Source organism: Kocuria sp. ICS0012 (genome assembly GCF_001665945.1).
Taxonomy (GTDB): Bacteria; Actinomycetota; Actinomycetes; order Actinomycetales; family Micrococcaceae; genus Kocuria; species Kocuria marina.
Map to the genome: position 1 here is coordinate 1 of NZ_LZMM01000069.1, position 15,860 is coordinate 15,860.

The window sequence follows — 15,860 nt, forward strand, 5'->3', positions numbered from 1 at the left end:
CCGGCGCGGGGCCCCCCCCTTGCCCCCCCCCCCCCCTCGGGGCGGGGGGGGGGGCCCCCCCCACCCCCCCCCCCCCCCCCCCCCCCGGCCCCCCCCGGGGGCGGGGGGGGGGCCCCTTCGGGTAAGCACCTCTATGTCCGGAACACCGGGGTGTCACCCGCCGCTGTGGGCGGGATCGCCGGTCCACGGGTACCCACCGCCGTTACGGGCGGGAGGTGGAACCCCGATCCTCACCCGTCCTTGGCAGAGGGAGCCGGGGGCTGATACGGCGGGGCATCGGCCACCAGCTTCTGCAGCGTGGCCAGCTCGGCTGTGGCCGCCGCGGTGAGTTTCTTGTCCGCCGGTTTCGCCGAGGCCGCCGCCACCGCGTGCTGGGTCTTGTTCAGCTGCGCGGCGAACGACGGATCCGCGGCGGCCAGCTTGGAACCCGTGAGCCGCTGGGACAGCAAGGTCAACTGGGTGTTCAGTTGCGTGGCGGGTCCGAACTGCTGAGCCGGGGTCAGCACCAACTGCGTGGCCAGCAGGTGCTGCGTGCGCTGCTGCACCTGCTCCAGCGTGGTCAGCTGATCCACGCGCGCGGTGTAGGGATCCACACCGGGCACGTTCGGCTGAGGGTTGGGATCCCTGCCCGGCTCGGTGTGCCCCGGTGACTTGGGGCGCCCGGACGTCGACGGATTCGGGGTGGGCAGGGTATTCCCCGGATCACTCGGGGTGCCCGTGGGGCCACCGGACTTCGACGGGGTCGGCGTAGGACTCGGAGTCGGGGAGCCGCTCGGGTCGAGCTTCTGCTGGCCCGGATCGCTCGGCTTACCCGCGGAACCACCGGACTTCGACGGGGTCGGCGTAGCACTCCGAGTCGGGGAGCCGCTCGGGTCGAGCTTCTGCTTGCCCGGATCGCTCGGCTCACCCGTGGAACCACCGGACTGCGACGGGGTCGGCGTGGAAGTCTTGTCCCCCGGCTTCTCGGCGCCGGAGTCGTGTCTTCCCGGGGTCTGCTCGGACCTGCCTGGCGTGGATGCTCCGGACGGGGTCGTGTTCGGGCGCGGCGTCGTCGTCGACCCTGACTCGTGAGCGGGCCCCTTCTTGGCAGGTGCCTTCGTGGCCGGCGCAGCCTGAGGCGCGGACTTCTTGGCGTCGTTCCCGGCCTTCTCGCCGGACGTCTGCTTCGCGGCGGCCGGTTTTCCGGAGTTCGACGACGCCGCTGCCGGCTGCGGGGTCTTCCGGCCGAGTGCCATCACGCGTTCGTGATCTGCGTCGGGAACGTCGGCCGGTGCGGGACCGGAATCGGTACCGGGTTCCGCGTGCGGATCCACGGGAGGCTGCATCGCGGCCTGGTCCTCCGCGGAATACGGCGCGCGCGACGCGGGGATGACACCCTTGCCGGTCTCCCAGTCGAAGGACTCCGGATCCGCGACCTTGCCGTGAACCCAGATCTCGAAGTGCAGGTGGGGGCCGGTGACACGCAGACCCGTCTGCCCCACGGTGCCCAGTTGTTCGGAGGCGCGTAGGGTGTCCCCCACGCGCACCATGACGTCCTTGAGGTGGTTGTACGTGGTCTTGATGCCGTCCGTGTGCGTGACCTCCACCCGGTTGCCACCCCACACGTCCCAGAAGACCGCTGTGACGGTGCCGTCCAGGGCGGCTACCACGGGTGTGCCCTCCGGCACGGAGATGTCCGTGCCGTTGTGGAAGTCCTTCTGCTTGGTGTCCGGGGCGATCCGCCATCCGAAGCGGCCACCGTCCAGCACGACCACCGGCTGGGCCGGGGCGATGATGGTGTTGACGGGCAGCTCACCCTCGAAGGTCGCCGGAGCGCGCGTGCTCGGTGCCACGGGGGACGTGTCCCCCGCGCCGCTCCCGGAGCCGCTCGAGCCTGAACCGCTTCCGGATCCGGCAGCGCCCGCGCCTCCGGCTCCGGAGGCTCGGGGACCGGAACCCCCGGGAGCGATCTCCACCGCATTGCGGACGAACGTGCCCGGGGCGGTCACCGGAACGTCGTGGGACGCGGCGATCGCCGCCTGGTCCGGCACCACGGCGAACAGGGACGCCTGAGCCGGCTGCGCGGCGTCATCGGCGGGAGCGGGAACGCCCGGGCGCTGGGGGCCTTGCGCGTCGTGGGCCATGGCGGGCTGCCAAGGGGCGGTTTCTGTGCCGTTGCTGAGCGCGACGCTCACGGCCACGAGCATGGAGAAGGACGTGAAGGCGGTCAGCGCCATGGACGGCTTCCTGGCCGCCGCGGCGCGTGAGCGTGAACGAGTCATGAGGCGATCGTGTCTCCCGGGATGGACTTCGGCACCGTTAGCCCGCGGCCCGATAGTCAGTACAGCCAGTGTAGGTGAACCGGTGGTGTCCATGTAGTTGCATGAAGACTAAGATCCCCGCGTGTTCAGTACTTCCCGGACCAGCCGTGCTCGACCAGCCCGCGGACGTAGGCGGCCTGCCCCACGTGCTGGGCGGCGTCGTCGATCGCGGACACGATCCGCACACCCCGTGTGACGGGCGGATCCCAAGAATCGTCGATGACCTCGTCCAACTCGGCCTCCGAGAGTGAACGGACGTACTCGGCCGTGGTGTCCGTGACGGCTTCGAGGTAGCCCAGCAGCAACTCGGGGTCGTCCACGCGCACGCTCGCCACGGCCTGCGGATCGTCCCCGAAGCCGAAGTCCTCACATGGGCGGTCCAGCCCGAACCTCTCGCACCACCCGCCGGAACGCCACACCTGCTCCGCTCCGCGCAGCTCCGCGACCTGGGCGTCCTGCTGCCGCGCCGCATGCCACACGAGCCAGGACATGGAGTTCAGTTCACCGCGCGGCATCTCGTTGAGGATGTCCGCGGAGGCCCCCTCCACGGCGGCCCGCGCCGCCTCCAGGGGCCGCTGCGCGGCGTCCGTGATCAGTTCCAGTGCGCTCATGCCCGCGCCTCACTTCCTCGTGCCGACGATCCACGTCGCCCGCCCGGTCCGGTGACTTCCGATCCGACGACGCCGCTCCCTGTCACTCTACGGGTGCCCCGTCGGATCCGGGAGGGGTTCGCCGAGCAACAGGACGGTCCAGACAAGGGTCAGAAGCGGTTGCATCAGCTGCAGTTGACTCGCCCTGGCGATGCCCATCAGCGCCATGCCGCGATACCAGACCACGAATCCCAGGAACTGGGAGGCCGCCGCGATGTACAGCAGCCCCGCGACACCGCGCGCGGAGAGGTGGACGGGTTCCATGGGCACAGCAACGATCGTCACGACCAGGTTCGCGGGAGCGGCCAGAAGCACACCCCATGCGATCAGGTGCCAGCCGGGGATGCGGGAGGACAATCTCCCGCCCTCCGCGTAGCCCGCGGCGCACACCACGAGGGCGGCCACGAGATAGAGATCCCCGATGCCGGGTGCCCCATTGCTCTGCAACAGGGCGAATCCCACGACCCCCGCCCCTCACGTGGCGGCCACACACCAGAGCGCCCACGAGGGCCGGTTCCCGGTGCGCAGCGTGGAGATGACGGCGGTAGCCATGGGTAGGGCACCGATGACCACCGCGGAGTGCGAAGCGGACGTGGTCTGCAGCGCCAGAGTGGTCAGCAAGGGGAAGCGCAGGGCGCAGCCGAGTGCCACCACGGTGATCCCCACCCATTCGTGACGGGCGGGCACGGGCGGGCGGGCCCGCAGGAGGGCGGTCCCGGCCAGTGCCGCTGCGATGGCGCCTCGTAGTCTGGTGGCCGTCCAGGGTCCGAACCCGCCCAGGGCGAAGACCGTGCCCGGGAAGCTCAGGGAGAAGGCGACGACACCCAGGGACGCGAGGAGGGGGCCATTGCCCCATACGCCGTCGGCCCGTCCCGGGCCCCGAACCGATACTGCGGTGGGAACAGTAGCGCTATGACAAGCTTTCATGATCGAAGTAGCAGTTCCGAGGACATCGCCCGGGAACTGACGCGGGACATCACATCACGTGCCACGGGAACGCGGCTACCGTCCCACCGGGCTCTCGTGACCCGCTTCGGCGCGAGCGCCTCCCCCGTGTCCCGGGCACGCGCGCTACTCGCCCAGCGTGGCCTGGTGGTGTCCCGACCCGGGGCGGGGCGGGGACGCGAGGACGTGTTGGTCGGGATCGGCGGACAGGCCGCCCTGTCCACCGCGATGCGGGCGGTGGCCCCACCGGGTGACCCCGTGCCCCTGGAAGCGCCCACGCATCCGGGGACCCTCGCCGCTGCTCGCGCCGCGGGTTGCGCACGGTGTCGCTCCCCGTGGACGCGCACGGGATGCGCCCGGACTACCTCGACGACGGCATCCCGCCCGTGAAGCCCTTGGTCCTACTCGAGACGGACGGCACGGTGATCCACATCCGGTCCGTGGCCCGGTTGCAGACGGCGCTCACGCAGCGCAGGCGGCTGGCGGTCCGCACGGTCGTCGAGACCCTAGGGGCAGACGTCCTCCCCGATCACCCCCGCGGGGGTTATCACCTGTGGCTGCGCCTTCCCCGGGGCACCGACGAGGGCGAGTTCCTCTCGGCAGCCCTCGCGCGCGGCACCGCGCTGGCCCCCGGCACCTACTTCCACGCCGACCAGCCCGACGTCCCGCGCGTTCGCCTCAGCTACGCAGCAGCGCCCACGACAGCGGACCTGGTCACGGGCATCCATCGACTCGAAGGACTCGTGCGAGGAGGACCGCTACAGCACCGCGGTCCGGTCAGTGGGTGCGGGGCATGCGACGGTCCGCGCGGAGCACGCGCACCAGGACCATGGCTACGACCAGCACCATGAAACCGCCCACGAGCGAGCTCCACTGCATGCCGGAGGAGAAGGCGGCCGTGGCGGCGTCGACGATCGAAGCCTGCAACGGCGACTGAGCAGCCACGTCCAGGGCGCCACCCAGCGTCTCGTGCGCGGCCTGCGCGCTCGCGGGATCCAGGGCCGCGGGCAGGTCCAAGTGGGCCTGGTAGAACGCGGTGGTCACACCACCCAGCACGGCGGTGCCGAGCACGGCGCCCACCTCGTACCCGGTTTCGGACACGGCCGACGCCGCTCCGGCCTTGCGTTCCGGCACGGACGAGACCACGAGGTCGGTGGACAGTGTGGTTGCGATACCCACACCCGCGCTCATCACGGTGAACCCACCCAGGACCGGCAGCGCCGAGGCCTGTTGATCGGTGAAGAACACCAGGAGGAAGCCCAGGGCAACGAGCAACAGACCCAGCACCACGGCGTTGCGCAATCCGATCGTGTAGGCCAGCTTCGCGGCGGTGAGCCCGGCGACGATCGCCAGCAGCAGCCCGGGGACCATGAACAGACCGGAGGTCATGGGGTCCATGCCACTGACCAGCTGCAGGTGCTGGGTGAGGAAGAACAGGAACCCGAACATCGCCACGTTGGACACCACGTTCACGGACAACCCGCCCGAGAACCGGGGGCTGCGGAAGAAGCGCAGGTCCAGCATGGGGTAGTCCTTAACCACCTGGCGGCGCGCGAACAACAACCCGGACAGCGCACCCACGGCGATGAACAGCACACCGTGCAGAGCGGAGCCACCCGTGGCCATCGTCTTGATGCCGTACACGATCGGGGCCATGGTCAGGATCGCGAGCACGATGGACGCGGGGTCCACCGGTCCCGGGTGGGGGTTACGGGACTCGGGCAGCAGCAACGGGGCCGCGATCAGGAACGCGATCAGCACCGGGACAGCCAGCAAGAATACCGAGCCCCACCAGAAGTGGTTGAGCAGGAAGCCCCCGGCGATGGGACCCAGGGCGGCGCCGGCGCTGAACCCGGCCGTCCAGATCGCGATGGCAAGGCTGCGCTGGCGATCGTCCTGGAACACGGTGCGCAACAGGGACAGCGTGGTGGGCAAGAGCATGGAACCGAACACGGCGATCCCCACGCGGGCGGCCAACAGCCATTCGGCGCTCGGGGCGAAGGCCGCGCCCAAGGAGACCAGGCCGAAGCCCGAGGAACCGATGATGAGCATCTTCCGCCGCCCGATCCGGTCCCCCAGGCTCCCCATGGGGATCAGCAGGGCGGCCAGGACCAGGGGGTAGATGTCCACGATCCACAGCAGCTGCGCTGCGGTGGGACGCAGCCCCGCGGAGATCGCGGGCAGGGCGAAGCTCAGGGCGGTGTTGTTCACGGAGACCAGGAGCACCGGGAACATGAGGGCGCCCAGGGCGGCCCAGCCACGGGCATCGGCCTTGCGGTGTTGATCGACCATCACGGACACGTGGAACCTCCTGGGAGAAGAGCTGCGGATTCGGGTGTGCGAGCCGTACACGGTTGTACCGAGCTCCTTCACAGGAGCCTCTCGCCAAGTCTTTACCGTCTAGACGGTACAGTTAACATGGTTAGGCTGGCAATGATTCCCACCCCGTGAGGTTCACTACACCCATGCCCCGCAAACCCGTGGCCCGCGAGAAACTACTCACCGCGTTCGAACACCTCGTGCTGTCGGAGGGCGAACGTGCCGCGACCCTGGACGCCGTCGCCGCCCGGGCGGGGGTGTCCAAGGGCGGGTTGCTCTACCACTTCCCCCACCGGCAAGCGCTCGTGGACGCCGCCCTGGCCCGGTGCGAGGAGATGGCCCGCGAGGACCTGACCCGCCTCACGCAATCCCCCCGGGGTGCCGCACGGGAGTTCCTGGCCACGTCCCTCTACGAGGACAGCCCCCTGGACCGCAGCCTCATGGTGGCCTTCCGCATGGTGCAGTCCGGCGAGCCCGGCGCCCGAGAGACCTGCGAGCGCGTGACCCGGGAGTGGTACCGCGTGGTCCTCGAGGACGTGGGGGACCCGATGATCGCCACAGCCGTGCAGTGCATGGGGGACGGGCTCTACCAACGGGCGTCCATGGGTCTGCTGCCGGAGGACCCGGAGGAGAAGCAGCAGATCCTGCAGCGCCTGCTGGACACCGCGGATCGGTTGGCGCGGGACTCGTGACGAAGCCCCGGCCGAGCACCTCGCGGTACTCAGCCGGGGCTTTGTGGCGGGGCCGTTCAGGGCGCCGCCGTGCCGGACCGATCGGGTCAGTCGACCCGCGCCAGCCCCTCCACCGGGTTGAGCTTCGTGGCCCGTCGCACCGGCAGCGCGGAGGCGATGACCGCCACCACCACCGCACCGGCCAGGATGAGCAGAAAACCACCCCACGGCACCACGGGCCGGACGGTCATCCCCTTCACGACCAGGGACATCACCCCCAGCATCCCGAAGAGCTAGCCCACCACCAGGCCCACCGCGGTCACCGCGAGCAGTGCCAGCACGACCGCGAGCAGGATGTCCAGGAGGTTCACGTAGCCGGCCTTCTCGAGTAAGGCTCCACCCAGCTCATCCGTGCCCACGTGCAGGATCTTCGCGACGGACTCCTCCAGCTTGGTGGCTTCCTGCACGTCGAGGCGCTGCGCGGCGTCGGAATGCCGTCGGCGGAGCGGGAGCCGCGCAGACCGTCGAGTGCCGCCGCGCCGGGCCCAGGGAGGCCACGAGGGTCAGGAGCACGCCGGTGACCAGTCCCGCGATCACGTCCCACAGGACCTGCGGTGTGCATCATGCGAGGGGATGAGCGGGCCACCGTGGGGCTCCCCTCAGGAGAACCACTCGGTGGGCGGGCCCGCGGTGAGCAGCACCGAGAACAGCGCCACCACGAACACCAGCAGGGCCAGGGCGGAGAGCACGGGCCACCGCAGGATGACCGCGAGCAGCCGCTCCGCGGGAGTGCGGGCGGGCTCACGCAGCCCGCTCGGGACCCCGCCAGGGGTGGCGGAGGTGGCGCGGGCGTCGTCGTCCCCCGCAACCCGTCCGTCCGACGTGGTGCCGGCCCCGGTGCGCGCGTGACCCGCGGGGGCCACGCGCCACTCGTCCGCGAGCAGGCCCTTGCGCTCCACGTGCCGCTCGAACGGCACCGTGGCGAACGGGACCACGGAGAGCACGAGGCCCAGCACGCCCGTGGCGGCCGGCCAGCGCCGGTCCGTCCAGACCACCACGGTGGAGACGCAGTAGCTCAGGAACACGAACCCGTGGATCCCCCCGGCCAGGCGCACGGGGAGGTCACCGGCACCAAATCCGTACTTGGCGATCATGCCCAGGATCAGCAGCGCCCACGTGACGGCCTCGGCGGTCGCGGCGATCCGGTACAGCTTCCGCGGGCTCATGCGGCGGGGTCCTGATCGGCTTTGGAGGTGGCGTCGCGGACCTCGCCCACAAGCTCCTCCAGCACGTCCTCGAGCGCCACGATGTACACGGACTCGTCCGTGGTGCGCGAGTCCCGGGCCACCTGGCCCAGCAGCGCGAAGTGCGCGCCGTTGGCCTGCATGGTGCGGGTGACCTTGCGCAGCTTGTCCTCCGGGGCCACGCGCGCGAAGCGGCGGATGATGGCCGCGGGGATCGGTTGCTCCCGAGCGGTCTCCGGCAACCCCAGCACGTCCTTCGTGTGGACGTAGCCCATGAGCCGCTCGTTCACGTCCCGCACGGGGAAGCGCGAGAAGCCCGTCTCCGCACACAACTGCTCGACCCCGGCCACGGTGATGTCGGACGGGACGGTGCGCATGCCCGCGAGGGGCAGGGCGACGTCGCCGGCCGTCTTGTTCTCGAAGTTCAGCGCGCCCGTGAGCAATCGGATCTCGTCGGTGTCGAGCAGGCCCTCACGGCCGGACTCGGCCACGAAACCGCGGACGTCATCGGACGTAAAGGCCGAGGCGACCTCGTCCTTGGGCTCCACCTTGAACAGCCAGCGCACCAGGTGGTTGGCCGTCTCGTTCATGACCCAGATGGTGGGGCGGAAGACCACCACGAAGCCGTGCAGCACGGGGCCGAGCACCTGGGCCACGCGGCTGGGGATCGCGATGGCGATGTTCTTGGGCACCATCTCGCCCAGGACCATGTGCAGGAAGGTCACGATCAGCAGCGCGATCGCCAGGGCGATCGGGTGCAGCAGAGCGGACGGCACGCCCGCGGCCTCGAGGGGCACCTCAATAAGGTGTGCGATCGCGGGTTCGCCCACGGCACCGATCAGCAGGGAGCACGCGGTGATCCCCAGCTGGGTGGCGGCCAGGGACACGGACACGTTCTCAATGCCCTTGAGGGCGTACTTCGCGGACTTGGATCCGTCCGAGGCGCGGGGTTCGAGCTGGTCGCGGCGGGCCGATACCATCGCGAACTCGCTGGCCACGAAGAAGGCGTTGCCCGCCAGAAGCAGGACCAGGACGATGATGGCGGTACTCGTGGTCATCGCTGCTGCTCCTCACGCGGGTCCTCCACGGACACGTCCTCGTCCCGGTGGAAACCGGCGGCGCCCACACGGTCGCCGTGCGAGACCCGGAATTCCTCCGCGGTCTCGGGGTCGCGGTTCTCACCGCCCAGCGGGTCCGGTCGCCCGGGTGGGCGCCAGGACGTGGACGACGTCGAACCGCCCCGTTCGTCCGGATTGCCGCCTTCGCGGTGCACCATGATGCGGTCCACGCGGTGCTGGTCCATGCGCACCACGGCCAGGTGGATCTGCGCTTTGGTGGGCAGGTCGTCGTCGTCGCGGTGGATGTGGTCGATCGCTTCCAGGGTGAGCTTGTCGCCCACGCTGGGCAGCCGGTCCAGTTCCTCGGCGATGAGACCGCCCAGGGTGTCGGACTCCTCGCCCTCGGGCATGTCCACGCGCAGCACGTCGCCCAGTTCGTCCGGGCGCAGCAGTCCGGAGACCACCAGGCCACCGTCGCGGGTGCGGCGGAAGCGCTGCACCCGGGTGTCCTGCTCGTCGTCGATCTCCCCCACGATCTCCTCGATGAGATCCTCCAGGGTCACGATGCCCGCGGTGCCGCCGTACTCGTCCACGACCACGGCCAGTTGCAGACCCTTGTTGCGCAGTTGACGCATGAGCGGGTCCAGGGTCATGGATTCGGAGACCACGTCCGCGGGGACGCACACGTCCGCGACGCGCACCACCGCGCGTTCCTCGAACGGAACCGCGAGCGCGTGGGTGTAGTGCACCACGCCCACGATGTCGTCCACCGATTCCCCTGTGACGGGGAACCGGGAGTGACCGGACTCGGACGCGGTGAGCAGCATGTGCTCCACGGTGTCGTCCGCGTCCAGGAAGGTGACCCGGGGGCGGGGACGCATCACGTCCGCGGCCGTGCGGTCACCGAACTCGATGGACCGGGCCACGAGTTCCGCGGTGCCCGCATCCAACGTGCCCTCACGCCCGGAGCGGCTCACCACGGACGCGAGTTCCTCCGCGGTGCGCGCGTTGGCCACTTCCTCCGTGGGCGTGAAACCGAGCATGCGCAGCACCGCGTTCGCGGAGCTGTTGAGCATGGTCACGAGCCAGCCGAAGACCACCATGAAGATCTTCTGCGGCAGCACAACCACGTGGGTGACCCGCAGGGGGTCCGCGATGGCCCAGTTCTTGGGGACGAGTTCACCGAACACCATCTGCGTGAAGGTCGCGACGATGAACGCGGCGGTGGTCGCGATACCCACCGCAGCGGCGTCGGGCACGCCGGTCCACCCGAGGCCCTCGGTGAACAGGGTGCCCAGACTGGGACCGGTGAGGAAGCCCGCCAGGAGGCTCGTGACGGTGATGCCCAATTGGGCACCGGAAAGGTTGGTGGAGGTCTTCTTGAGGCTCTGCTCGATGGTCTTGGCGCGCTTGTCGCCTTCGGCGTCCGCGCGCTGGACCGCTTGGCGGTCCACGGTGAGGAACGAGAACTCGACCGCCACGAACAGGGCGTTGGCGAGGACCAGCAGGAGAAAGACGAGGAGGAGCAGCCAGGCAGTCAGCACCAGCTCACCTCAATGCACACCGCATCGGCGCGGGAAGGGAACGGGGAACCGAACGAGCGGATGTCAGGGGAGCAGCGGCGCTGCCCGGGACTGTCCGACTCCTTGTCATCGGCCGAGGGGAGCGCACCGAAGTACGCTGCGGGCCGGTTGTGTTGAGATGTCACGGGAAAAGGATACCGAATCCGCTCCCGGGGAGGAGAGGGACACCGCCCGACCGGTGGAGCTCTGCCCCCGCGGTGTTCCGCGTTCACACCTGAGCGGCGGGCTCAGCCTCAGCGGGTGCGCCCCAGGATGTGCTCGGCGCAGCTGCGCAGGTCCTCGTTGCGGAACCGGTACCCGCTGGCCAGGAGCTTGCCGACGTCCACCCGGTGGCTCGCCGCCACGAGTTCCTCGGTGGCCTGCGCCCCCAGAACGGCCTTGGGACCGGCCAGGGGTGTGGGGACCACCGCGGGGCGGTGCAACACACCGGCCACGGTCTTGGCGAACTCTTTCTGCCGCACGGGTTCGGGGGCGGCCACGTTGAACGGGCCCTCGGCGTCGTCGCTCAGCGCAAGGTGGGCCACGGCGCCGGCCATGTCGTCCAGGCCGATCCAGCTCTGCCACTGCTTCCCGCCGCCCATGGGCCCGGACAGACCGGCCTCCATGAGGGGCAGTTGCGGTTTCAGCAGGCCACCCGTGGGTGAGAGCACCAGACCGGTGCGGACGTTGACCACGCGCATGCCGTACACGGCGGCCCCGTGCGCGGCACGTTCCCACTCCCGGCACACCTCCGCGAGGAAACCGTCCCCGGACGCGGAGTCCTCCGTGAGGATCTCGTCCCCCCGCCCGGTGCCGTAGTAACCGATCGCGGAGGCGACCACCAGCGCGCGCGGGCGCTTCTCGGCCGACACCTGGCCCAGCGCGCGCACGAGCAGGTTGGTGCTGTCCACGCGCGAGCGCATGATCTCGTGCTTCTTCGCGGGCGTGAAACGCGTCGCGATACTTTCGCCGCCCAGGTGAACGACGACGTCGACCCCCTCCAGATCGTGCGGGTTCAGCACCCCTTCGTCCGGGTCCCAGCCGATGACACCCTCACCGGTGGCGCCGCCGCGCTTGAGGCGGAGCACCGTGTGCCCGCCCGTTTCGAGTAGCGCGCACACCTGGGTGCCCACGAGCCCGGAGGAACCGGCCACCGCGATGGTGAGCCGGGGCCCGTCGTGCTGGTCGTGGAAGTCCAGGTCGGCACGCAGTTGGCGTTCCCGGTAGGCGAAGATCCGCTCGAGCTGCGGCGTCATCACGCGCTCACCCAGGTCGTTGAGCTTGCCCGCCCACTCCGGCAGTGGGCGCACCGTGACCTGGTCCCGGACCAGGGTCCCGCCGTTCTCCGTCTCCTCGAAGACGTGCCGGTGCTCCCACTCCCCCAACGGCCCGCTGACCATGCGATCCGTGAAGTACCGCGGCGGATCCCACTCACCGTGTTCGGCTGTCCAGGGCAGGTGCACCATGCCGAACGTCCCGGGCACGGAGATCCCCAGCTTGGCTTCCGAGCCCGGTTCGATCCCGTCCGACGGTGCTTGGCGCACCTGGTCGGGGCCCCCACCGAACGGCGGGGTCAGGCGGGGCAGGGCGCCGGGGCGCTCGTGCCACGCGAAGACCCGCTCCCGGGGTTGGGACAACCGTGTCTCATGGATGTACTGGTGTGTCATGGCAGCGCTGTCCGTTCGTCGAGGGGCCCGGGATGCGGGAGATCAGCCGTTCTGGGGAACCTGGTCCACGAGCTCGTCGTCCTCCGGTTCGTCCGCGGGGGTGACGCGACGGACCTGCCCGGAGGTCACCGTCCGTTCCCGCTGATAGGGCTCGAGCGTGACGGGGCCGCCGGTCTCGAGCGATTTGAGGACGGCCTCGTTCACGCGCACGTCCAGCATGCCCTCCTCGCCGTCCGGTTCCGGGGCCTCGCCCCGGCGCAGGCAGTCCACGAAGTACTGGGTCTGGCCACCGAACTGTTCCACGGGGTCGTGGGCGAAGCTCTCGGAGGAGCCCTCCTGGGTGAGCGTGTATTCGATGCCCACGCCCGGACCGAAACCGAAGCACGGCTGCGCGCTGATCTCGCCCTTGGTCCCGGCCACGGTGAACTGCTCGGCGGACTCGGAGGCGTAGCTGATGGTGAACTGCGCCACCCGTTCACCCGGGAAGGTGAGGGTCACGGCCACGGTGTCGTCGAAGTTGAACTCGCGGCCCGAGGTGCGGACTCCCTTGGCGTAGACCTCCACGGGTTCGTCGTGGAAGAGGTTGCGGACCATGTTCTGCGGGTAGGTGCCCATGTCGGGGATGGGCCCACCCCAGAAGCCCGAGTGACCGCGGTGGTTCTCCTCCGTGATGTCCTGGGAGAAGGTCGCGGTGAAGAACCGCGGGTCACCGATGACCTGCTGGTCACGGACCTTCTCGATCATCTCCACGGTCGCGGGTTCCTGGTGCAGGCGGTAGGCGACCATGAGGGTGGCCCCGCTCTGCTTCGCGGCATCGGTGATGGCCTGGCAGTCCTCCACGGAGGTGGCCATGGGCTTCTCGAGCAGGGTGTGGATCCCGGCCTTCAGCGCGGGTTCCGCGAACTCGCGGTGGCGGAAGACGGGAGTGGCCACGTACACGGCGTCGATGTCACCGGACTCCAGCAGCGCCGGGTACTCCTCGTAGGAGTAGGTGGCCACACCGAATTCCTGACCCAGCACCTCCGCCTTCTCCGGGCTCGAGGTCACCAGTGCCGCGAGCTCCGCGTCCTCGATCCGGGAGAGCCCGGGGATGAACGCCTGCTGGGAGATCTGTCCCACGCCCACCACGGCGAAGCGGACGGGGTGGTTGTTCTGAGTGGCATCAGCCATGATTCTGACCTCCGGACTGCTCGAGTATGACGGTCCACGCCCACAAGGCAGGGGCTTATGACGTGCTACTGCTCACTGTAGGCACGGACCGCGAGCCTTGTCAGCGCTCGTTCACCCACCGCGCACAGCTTCCCGGGTCTCAGAGTTCGCGCGCGTTGCGCAGCACCGGGATGGCCTTGCGCGTCCGCTCCACGAGCTCCGGGTCCAGGTCCACGACCGTGTAGTCCGGGGCGTCTCCCAGCCGCGCCACCACGGAACCGTCCGGCGCGGCCACCAGGCTGTGCCCCACACCGCGCGGCGCCTTGTCCGGGTTCTCCTCCCCCACCGACTCGGGGTTCGCCTGTCCCACGGCCACCACGTACGACGTCGTGTCCAGGGCTCGCGCGCGTGCCAGCAGTTCCCACTGCGCGACCTTGCCCGGCCCGTCCCCCCAGGACGCGCCGAGAACGGTGACCACGGCGCCGTCGTGCGCCAAACGCGTGAACAGACGCGGGAAGCGGATGTCGTAGCACGTGGCGACCCCCACCGTGAGGCCGCCCGCGGAGAAGGTGACCGGTTCGTCGCCGGGGTCCACGGTGTCCGACTCCAGGAAGCCGAAGGCGTCGTACAAGTGGATCTTGGCGTAGCCGCGCACGGTGCCGTCCGGGAGGGCGATCACCGCGGTGTTGCGCACGCGATCACCGTCGCCGGGGGTGAACATGCCGGCGACGATCGCGACCGAGTGCTCACGCGCGAGCTCGGAGACCGCCGTGGCCCATGGGCCATCGAGAGGTTCGGCCACGTCCCTGAGGCTGCGACCGAACGCAAACATCGTGGCCTCGGGCAGCACGAGGAGATCCGCGCGGTCCTCCCCCGCGCGGCGCGCGAGCTCGCGGACGCGCTCGAGGTTGTGTTGCGAGTCGTGGGTGCTAAGCAACTGGCCGAGTGCGATACGCATATCAGTCACGGTAGCCGGGCGGCGCAGGGGTCCGGAAGCGCTGCCGGGGCGCAGGGGCCGTCTCCGCGCGGATGTCGACGGCGCGTCTCACGCGGAACCACCCGGCCACCCGCGGGTGCGGGGCGGCCCCGGGAGCTATGCGTTCTTGGCGATCTTGACCGCGCTCATGATCATGGGGATCTGCAGCGGGAGGCGGCCGAGGGAGATCGCCTGCTTCGCGGCGGACGCGTGGCGCCAGTCCCACGCCATCTTGAAGTTGCCGGGCCACACGCCCACGAACAGGGCGGCCGCGGCCACCCCGCCGGCCTTGCGTGTGGCGGGGATGAGCAGCAGCGCGGCGGTCCCGAGTTCCGCGAATCCTGAGCCGATGGACCACTGCCGGGCGGTGCCGGGCAGCTGTTCGGGGATCAGGTGGTCGAACGGTTCCGGTTTCACGAGGTGCAGGGCCCCCATCCCCGTGAGTGCCAATCCGGTGAACAGCGCGGCGCGGTGGGCCCTGCGGCGGGCGGTCATCAGTTTTTTGGTCATGCTCCACGGTACCCGGGAGTGGACTCCCCGCAGCGGCGGTAGGACGGGCCCCACTCCTCACCGCAGTCGATGAGGTACTGCGAACCGTTCACGGTGAGCAGCGTGGAGATGCCCACCCGGTCGGAGCCGTCCCACCACGGCGGCCCACCGGAGGTCCCCAGCAGGGTCACGCGCGTGGCGTAACGGGAGGCGTCCTCCCGACTCAGTGGCCGCGGTGCGACGTTCATGCCCGGGCCCCCTGCTGAGAAGCGTCCCGCGTTCCCTGCTCGGAAGCGCCCCTGGAGTCCTGCTCGGAAGCGTCGCGAGCACTCACGGAGCTCCGGCCGCCCTGAAGCGCACCCTCCCCGCTGCCCAACACCGCGCGCAGCGTCTCGGTCAGCGTGGCCGCGGGATCCTCGGCCATCCCGTGCGAACGGTAGGCCACGTGGTTGTGGGGGCGCACGAGCACCATGCCGTCGTCCGCGACCTCGCGCAGTCCGGCCCAGTCACCGTAAAGGTCCTCGTACTCCTGCTCCGGCCCGATCACGTGGGCCGTGAGCGGGATGCCGAGCTCCTCGGCCACCCGTTTGGCGGCGTCCGCCCACTTGGCGCCGTTGATCCCGGTGAGCACCGTGAACCGGCCGTGCCCGCAGATGTCGTGCGTGGACACGGTGGGTTCCCGCGGGCCGGCGAGCCCGAGCCACGCGTGGGGCAGCCGCGAGCCGGGGCGCGTCGTCGGACGGTAGTACAGCTCGGCGTCCCGCTCGTCCACGGGCAGCTCGGTGCCGTCCGCGACCACGGCGGAGGACGATCCGGCGGCGCCGTGACGG

The 15,860-nt window shown here is 70.1% G+C and carries 20 protein-coding genes; 3 read left to right on the top strand and 17 right to left on the bottom strand.

What is annotated here, in order from left to right; translation table 11 throughout:
* Window positions 1–230: 230 nt before the first annotated feature.
* The 4 genes from A5728_RS10905 to A5728_RS14545 form a co-directional block, all read right to left on the bottom strand.
* Window positions 231–2,261 (bottom strand): M23 family metallopeptidase, encoded by a 2,031-nt coding sequence (locus A5728_RS10905; RefSeq protein WP_231885622.1) that lies wholly within the window; start codon window positions 2,259–2,261, stop codon window positions 231–233.
* A gap of 125 nt (window positions 2,262–2,386) precedes the next feature.
* Window positions 2,387–2,911 carry a DinB family protein gene (locus A5728_RS10910; RefSeq protein WP_064847102.1) on the bottom strand — a complete coding sequence of 175 codons (525 nt, stop codon included), beginning with the start codon at window positions 2,909–2,911 and terminating at the stop codon, window positions 2,387–2,389.
* Window positions 2,912–2,998: 87 nt separating this feature from the next.
* Window positions 2,999–3,412 (bottom strand): EamA family transporter, encoded by a 414-nt coding sequence (locus A5728_RS14540; protein WP_064847103.1) that lies wholly within the window; start codon window positions 3,410–3,412, stop codon window positions 2,999–3,001.
* A gap of 12 nt (window positions 3,413–3,424) precedes the next feature.
* The gene (locus A5728_RS14545) at window positions 3,425–3,877 is read right to left on the bottom strand and encodes an EamA family transporter (protein WP_197493179.1); all 453 of its coding nucleotides are present in this window, start codon (window positions 3,875–3,877) and stop codon (window positions 3,425–3,427) included.
* Between A5728_RS14545 and A5728_RS15135 the strand changes: the two genes are divergently transcribed.
* On the top strand, window positions 3,863–4,285 hold the full coding sequence (locus tag A5728_RS15135; RefSeq protein WP_197493181.1) for an aminotransferase class I/II-fold pyridoxal phosphate-dependent enzyme: 423 nt from the start codon (window positions 3,863–3,865) through the stop codon (window positions 4,283–4,285). The genes A5728_RS14545 and A5728_RS15135 overlap by 15 nt on opposite strands.
* A complete protein-coding gene (locus A5728_RS14555; RefSeq protein ID WP_197493183.1) occupies window positions 4,231–4,746 on the top strand; it encodes a hypothetical protein in 516 nt (171 codons plus the stop codon). Before A5728_RS15135 ends, A5728_RS14555 begins: the two co-directional genes overlap by 55 nt.
* Here the strand turns inward: A5728_RS14555 and A5728_RS10930 are convergent.
* Complete coding sequence (locus A5728_RS10930) at window positions 4,673–6,187, bottom strand: MFS transporter (RefSeq protein ID WP_064847143.1); 1,515 nt, start codon at window positions 6,185–6,187, stop codon at window positions 4,673–4,675. The two genes, A5728_RS14555 and A5728_RS10930, sit on opposite strands and share 74 nt — an antisense overlap.
* Window positions 6,188–6,360: 173 nt before the next feature.
* Between A5728_RS10930 and A5728_RS10935 the strand changes: the two genes are divergently transcribed.
* Window positions 6,361–6,906, top strand: a complete 546-nt coding sequence (locus tag A5728_RS10935) for a TetR/AcrR family transcriptional regulator (protein WP_064847107.1) — start codon at window positions 6,361–6,363, stop codon at window positions 6,904–6,906.
* Window positions 6,907–6,992: 86 nt separating this feature from the next.
* Here A5728_RS10935 and A5728_RS14560 read toward each other — a convergent pair whose 3' ends face one another.
* The 12 genes from A5728_RS14560 to A5728_RS10980 form a co-directional block, all read right to left on the bottom strand.
* A complete protein-coding gene (locus tag A5728_RS14560; protein ID WP_197493184.1) occupies window positions 6,993–7,157 on the bottom strand; it encodes a hypothetical protein in 165 nt (54 codons plus the stop codon).
* Window positions 7,158–7,178: 21 nt separating this feature from the next.
* The gene (locus A5728_RS14565) at window positions 7,179–7,352 is read right to left on the bottom strand and encodes a hypothetical protein (protein WP_197493185.1); all 174 of its coding nucleotides are present in this window, start codon (window positions 7,350–7,352) and stop codon (window positions 7,179–7,181) included.
* Window positions 7,353–7,544: 192 nt separating this feature from the next.
* A complete protein-coding gene (locus A5728_RS10940) occupies window positions 7,545–8,111 on the bottom strand; it encodes a DUF3817 domain-containing protein (RefSeq protein WP_064847109.1) in 567 nt (188 codons plus the stop codon).
* Window positions 8,108–9,187 (bottom strand): hemolysin family protein, encoded by a 1,080-nt coding sequence (locus tag A5728_RS10945; protein ID WP_064847111.1) that lies wholly within the window; start codon window positions 9,185–9,187, stop codon window positions 8,108–8,110. The genes A5728_RS10940 and A5728_RS10945 overlap by 4 nt, the downstream gene beginning before the upstream one ends.
* On the bottom strand, window positions 9,184–10,731 hold the full coding sequence (locus A5728_RS10950; RefSeq protein WP_064847113.1) for a hemolysin family protein: 1,548 nt from the start codon (window positions 10,729–10,731) through the stop codon (window positions 9,184–9,186). The genes A5728_RS10945 and A5728_RS10950 overlap by 4 nt, the downstream gene beginning before the upstream one ends.
* Window positions 10,725–10,895: a hypothetical protein gene (locus tag A5728_RS14270; protein WP_156523453.1), complete on the bottom strand. Its 171-nt coding sequence runs from the start codon at window positions 10,893–10,895 to the stop codon at window positions 10,725–10,727. The genes A5728_RS10950 and A5728_RS14270 overlap by 7 nt, the downstream gene beginning before the upstream one ends.
* 108 nt (window positions 10,896–11,003) lie before the next feature.
* Window positions 11,004–12,416 (bottom strand): TIGR01777 family oxidoreductase, encoded by a 1,413-nt coding sequence (locus tag A5728_RS10955; RefSeq protein WP_064847114.1) that lies wholly within the window; start codon window positions 12,414–12,416, stop codon window positions 11,004–11,006.
* 42 nt (window positions 12,417–12,458) lie between these two features.
* On the bottom strand, window positions 12,459–13,586 hold the full coding sequence (locus A5728_RS10960; RefSeq protein ID WP_064847115.1) for a Gfo/Idh/MocA family protein: 1,128 nt from the start codon (window positions 13,584–13,586) through the stop codon (window positions 12,459–12,461).
* A 139-nt stretch (window positions 13,587–13,725) separates the two neighbouring features.
* On the bottom strand, window positions 13,726–14,523 hold the full coding sequence (locus A5728_RS10965; protein ID WP_064847116.1) for a carbon-nitrogen hydrolase family protein: 798 nt from the start codon (window positions 14,521–14,523) through the stop codon (window positions 13,726–13,728).
* 135 nt (window positions 14,524–14,658) lie between these two features.
* A complete protein-coding gene (locus tag A5728_RS10970) occupies window positions 14,659–15,051 on the bottom strand; it encodes a hypothetical protein (protein ID WP_082943421.1) in 393 nt (130 codons plus the stop codon).
* A complete protein-coding gene (locus tag A5728_RS10975; protein WP_035965611.1) occupies window positions 15,048–15,278 on the bottom strand; it encodes a hypothetical protein in 231 nt (76 codons plus the stop codon). Before A5728_RS10975 ends, A5728_RS10970 begins: the two co-directional genes overlap by 4 nt.
* Entirely contained in the window at window positions 15,275–15,829 is a 555-nt protein-coding gene (locus A5728_RS10980) for a hypothetical protein (protein WP_064847117.1), read from the bottom strand. The genes A5728_RS10975 and A5728_RS10980 overlap by 4 nt, the downstream gene beginning before the upstream one ends.
* Between the last annotated feature and the right edge of the window lie 31 nt (window positions 15,830–15,860).

What these genes read in the sequence shown, in the direction of transcription:
- A5728_RS10905 (WP_231885622.1), bottom strand. Translation starts at nt 2,261, where the DNA reads ATGACTCGTTCACGCTCACGCGCCGCGGCGGCCAGGAAGCCGTCCATG.
- A5728_RS10910 (WP_064847102.1), bottom strand. Translation starts at nt 2,911, where the DNA reads ATGAGCGCACTGGAACTGATCACGGACGCCGCGCAGCGGCCCCTGGAG.
- A5728_RS15135 (WP_197493181.1), top strand. Translation starts at nt 3,863, where the DNA reads ATGACAAGCTTTCATGATCGAAGTAGCAGTTCCGAGGACATCGCCCGG.
- A5728_RS14545 (WP_197493179.1), bottom strand. Translation starts at nt 3,877, where the DNA reads ATGAAAGCTTGTCATAGCGCTACTGTTCCCACCGCAGTATCGGTTCGG.
- A5728_RS10930 (WP_064847143.1), bottom strand. Translation starts at nt 6,187, where the DNA reads ATGGTCGATCAACACCGCAAGGCCGATGCCCGTGGCTGGGCCGCCCTG.
- A5728_RS10935 (WP_064847107.1), top strand. Translation starts at nt 6,361, where the DNA reads ATGCCCCGCAAACCCGTGGCCCGCGAGAAACTACTCACCGCGTTCGAA.
- A5728_RS14560 (WP_197493184.1), bottom strand. Translation starts at nt 7,157, where the DNA reads ATGTCCCTGGTCGTGAAGGGGATGACCGTCCGGCCCGTGGTGCCGTGG.
- A5728_RS10940 (WP_064847109.1), bottom strand. Translation starts at nt 8,111, where the DNA reads ATGAGCCCGCGGAAGCTGTACCGGATCGCCGCGACCGCCGAGGCCGTC.
- A5728_RS10945 (WP_064847111.1), bottom strand. Translation starts at nt 9,187, where the DNA reads ATGACCACGAGTACCGCCATCATCGTCCTGGTCCTGCTTCTGGCGGGC.
- A5728_RS10955 (WP_064847114.1), bottom strand. Translation starts at nt 12,416, where the DNA reads ATGACACACCAGTACATCCATGAGACACGGTTGTCCCAACCCCGGGAG.
- A5728_RS10960 (WP_064847115.1), bottom strand. Translation starts at nt 13,586, where the DNA reads ATGGCTGATGCCACTCAGAACAACCACCCCGTCCGCTTCGCCGTGGTG.
- A5728_RS10965 (WP_064847116.1), bottom strand. Translation starts at nt 14,523, where the DNA reads ATGCGTATCGCACTCGGCCAGTTGCTTAGCACCCACGACTCGCAACAC.
- A5728_RS10970 (WP_082943421.1), bottom strand. Translation starts at nt 15,051, where the DNA reads ATGACCAAAAAACTGATGACCGCCCGCCGCAGGGCCCACCGCGCCGCG.
- A5728_RS10975 (WP_035965611.1), bottom strand. Translation starts at nt 15,278, where the DNA reads ATGAACGTCGCACCGCGGCCACTGAGTCGGGAGGACGCCTCCCGTTAC.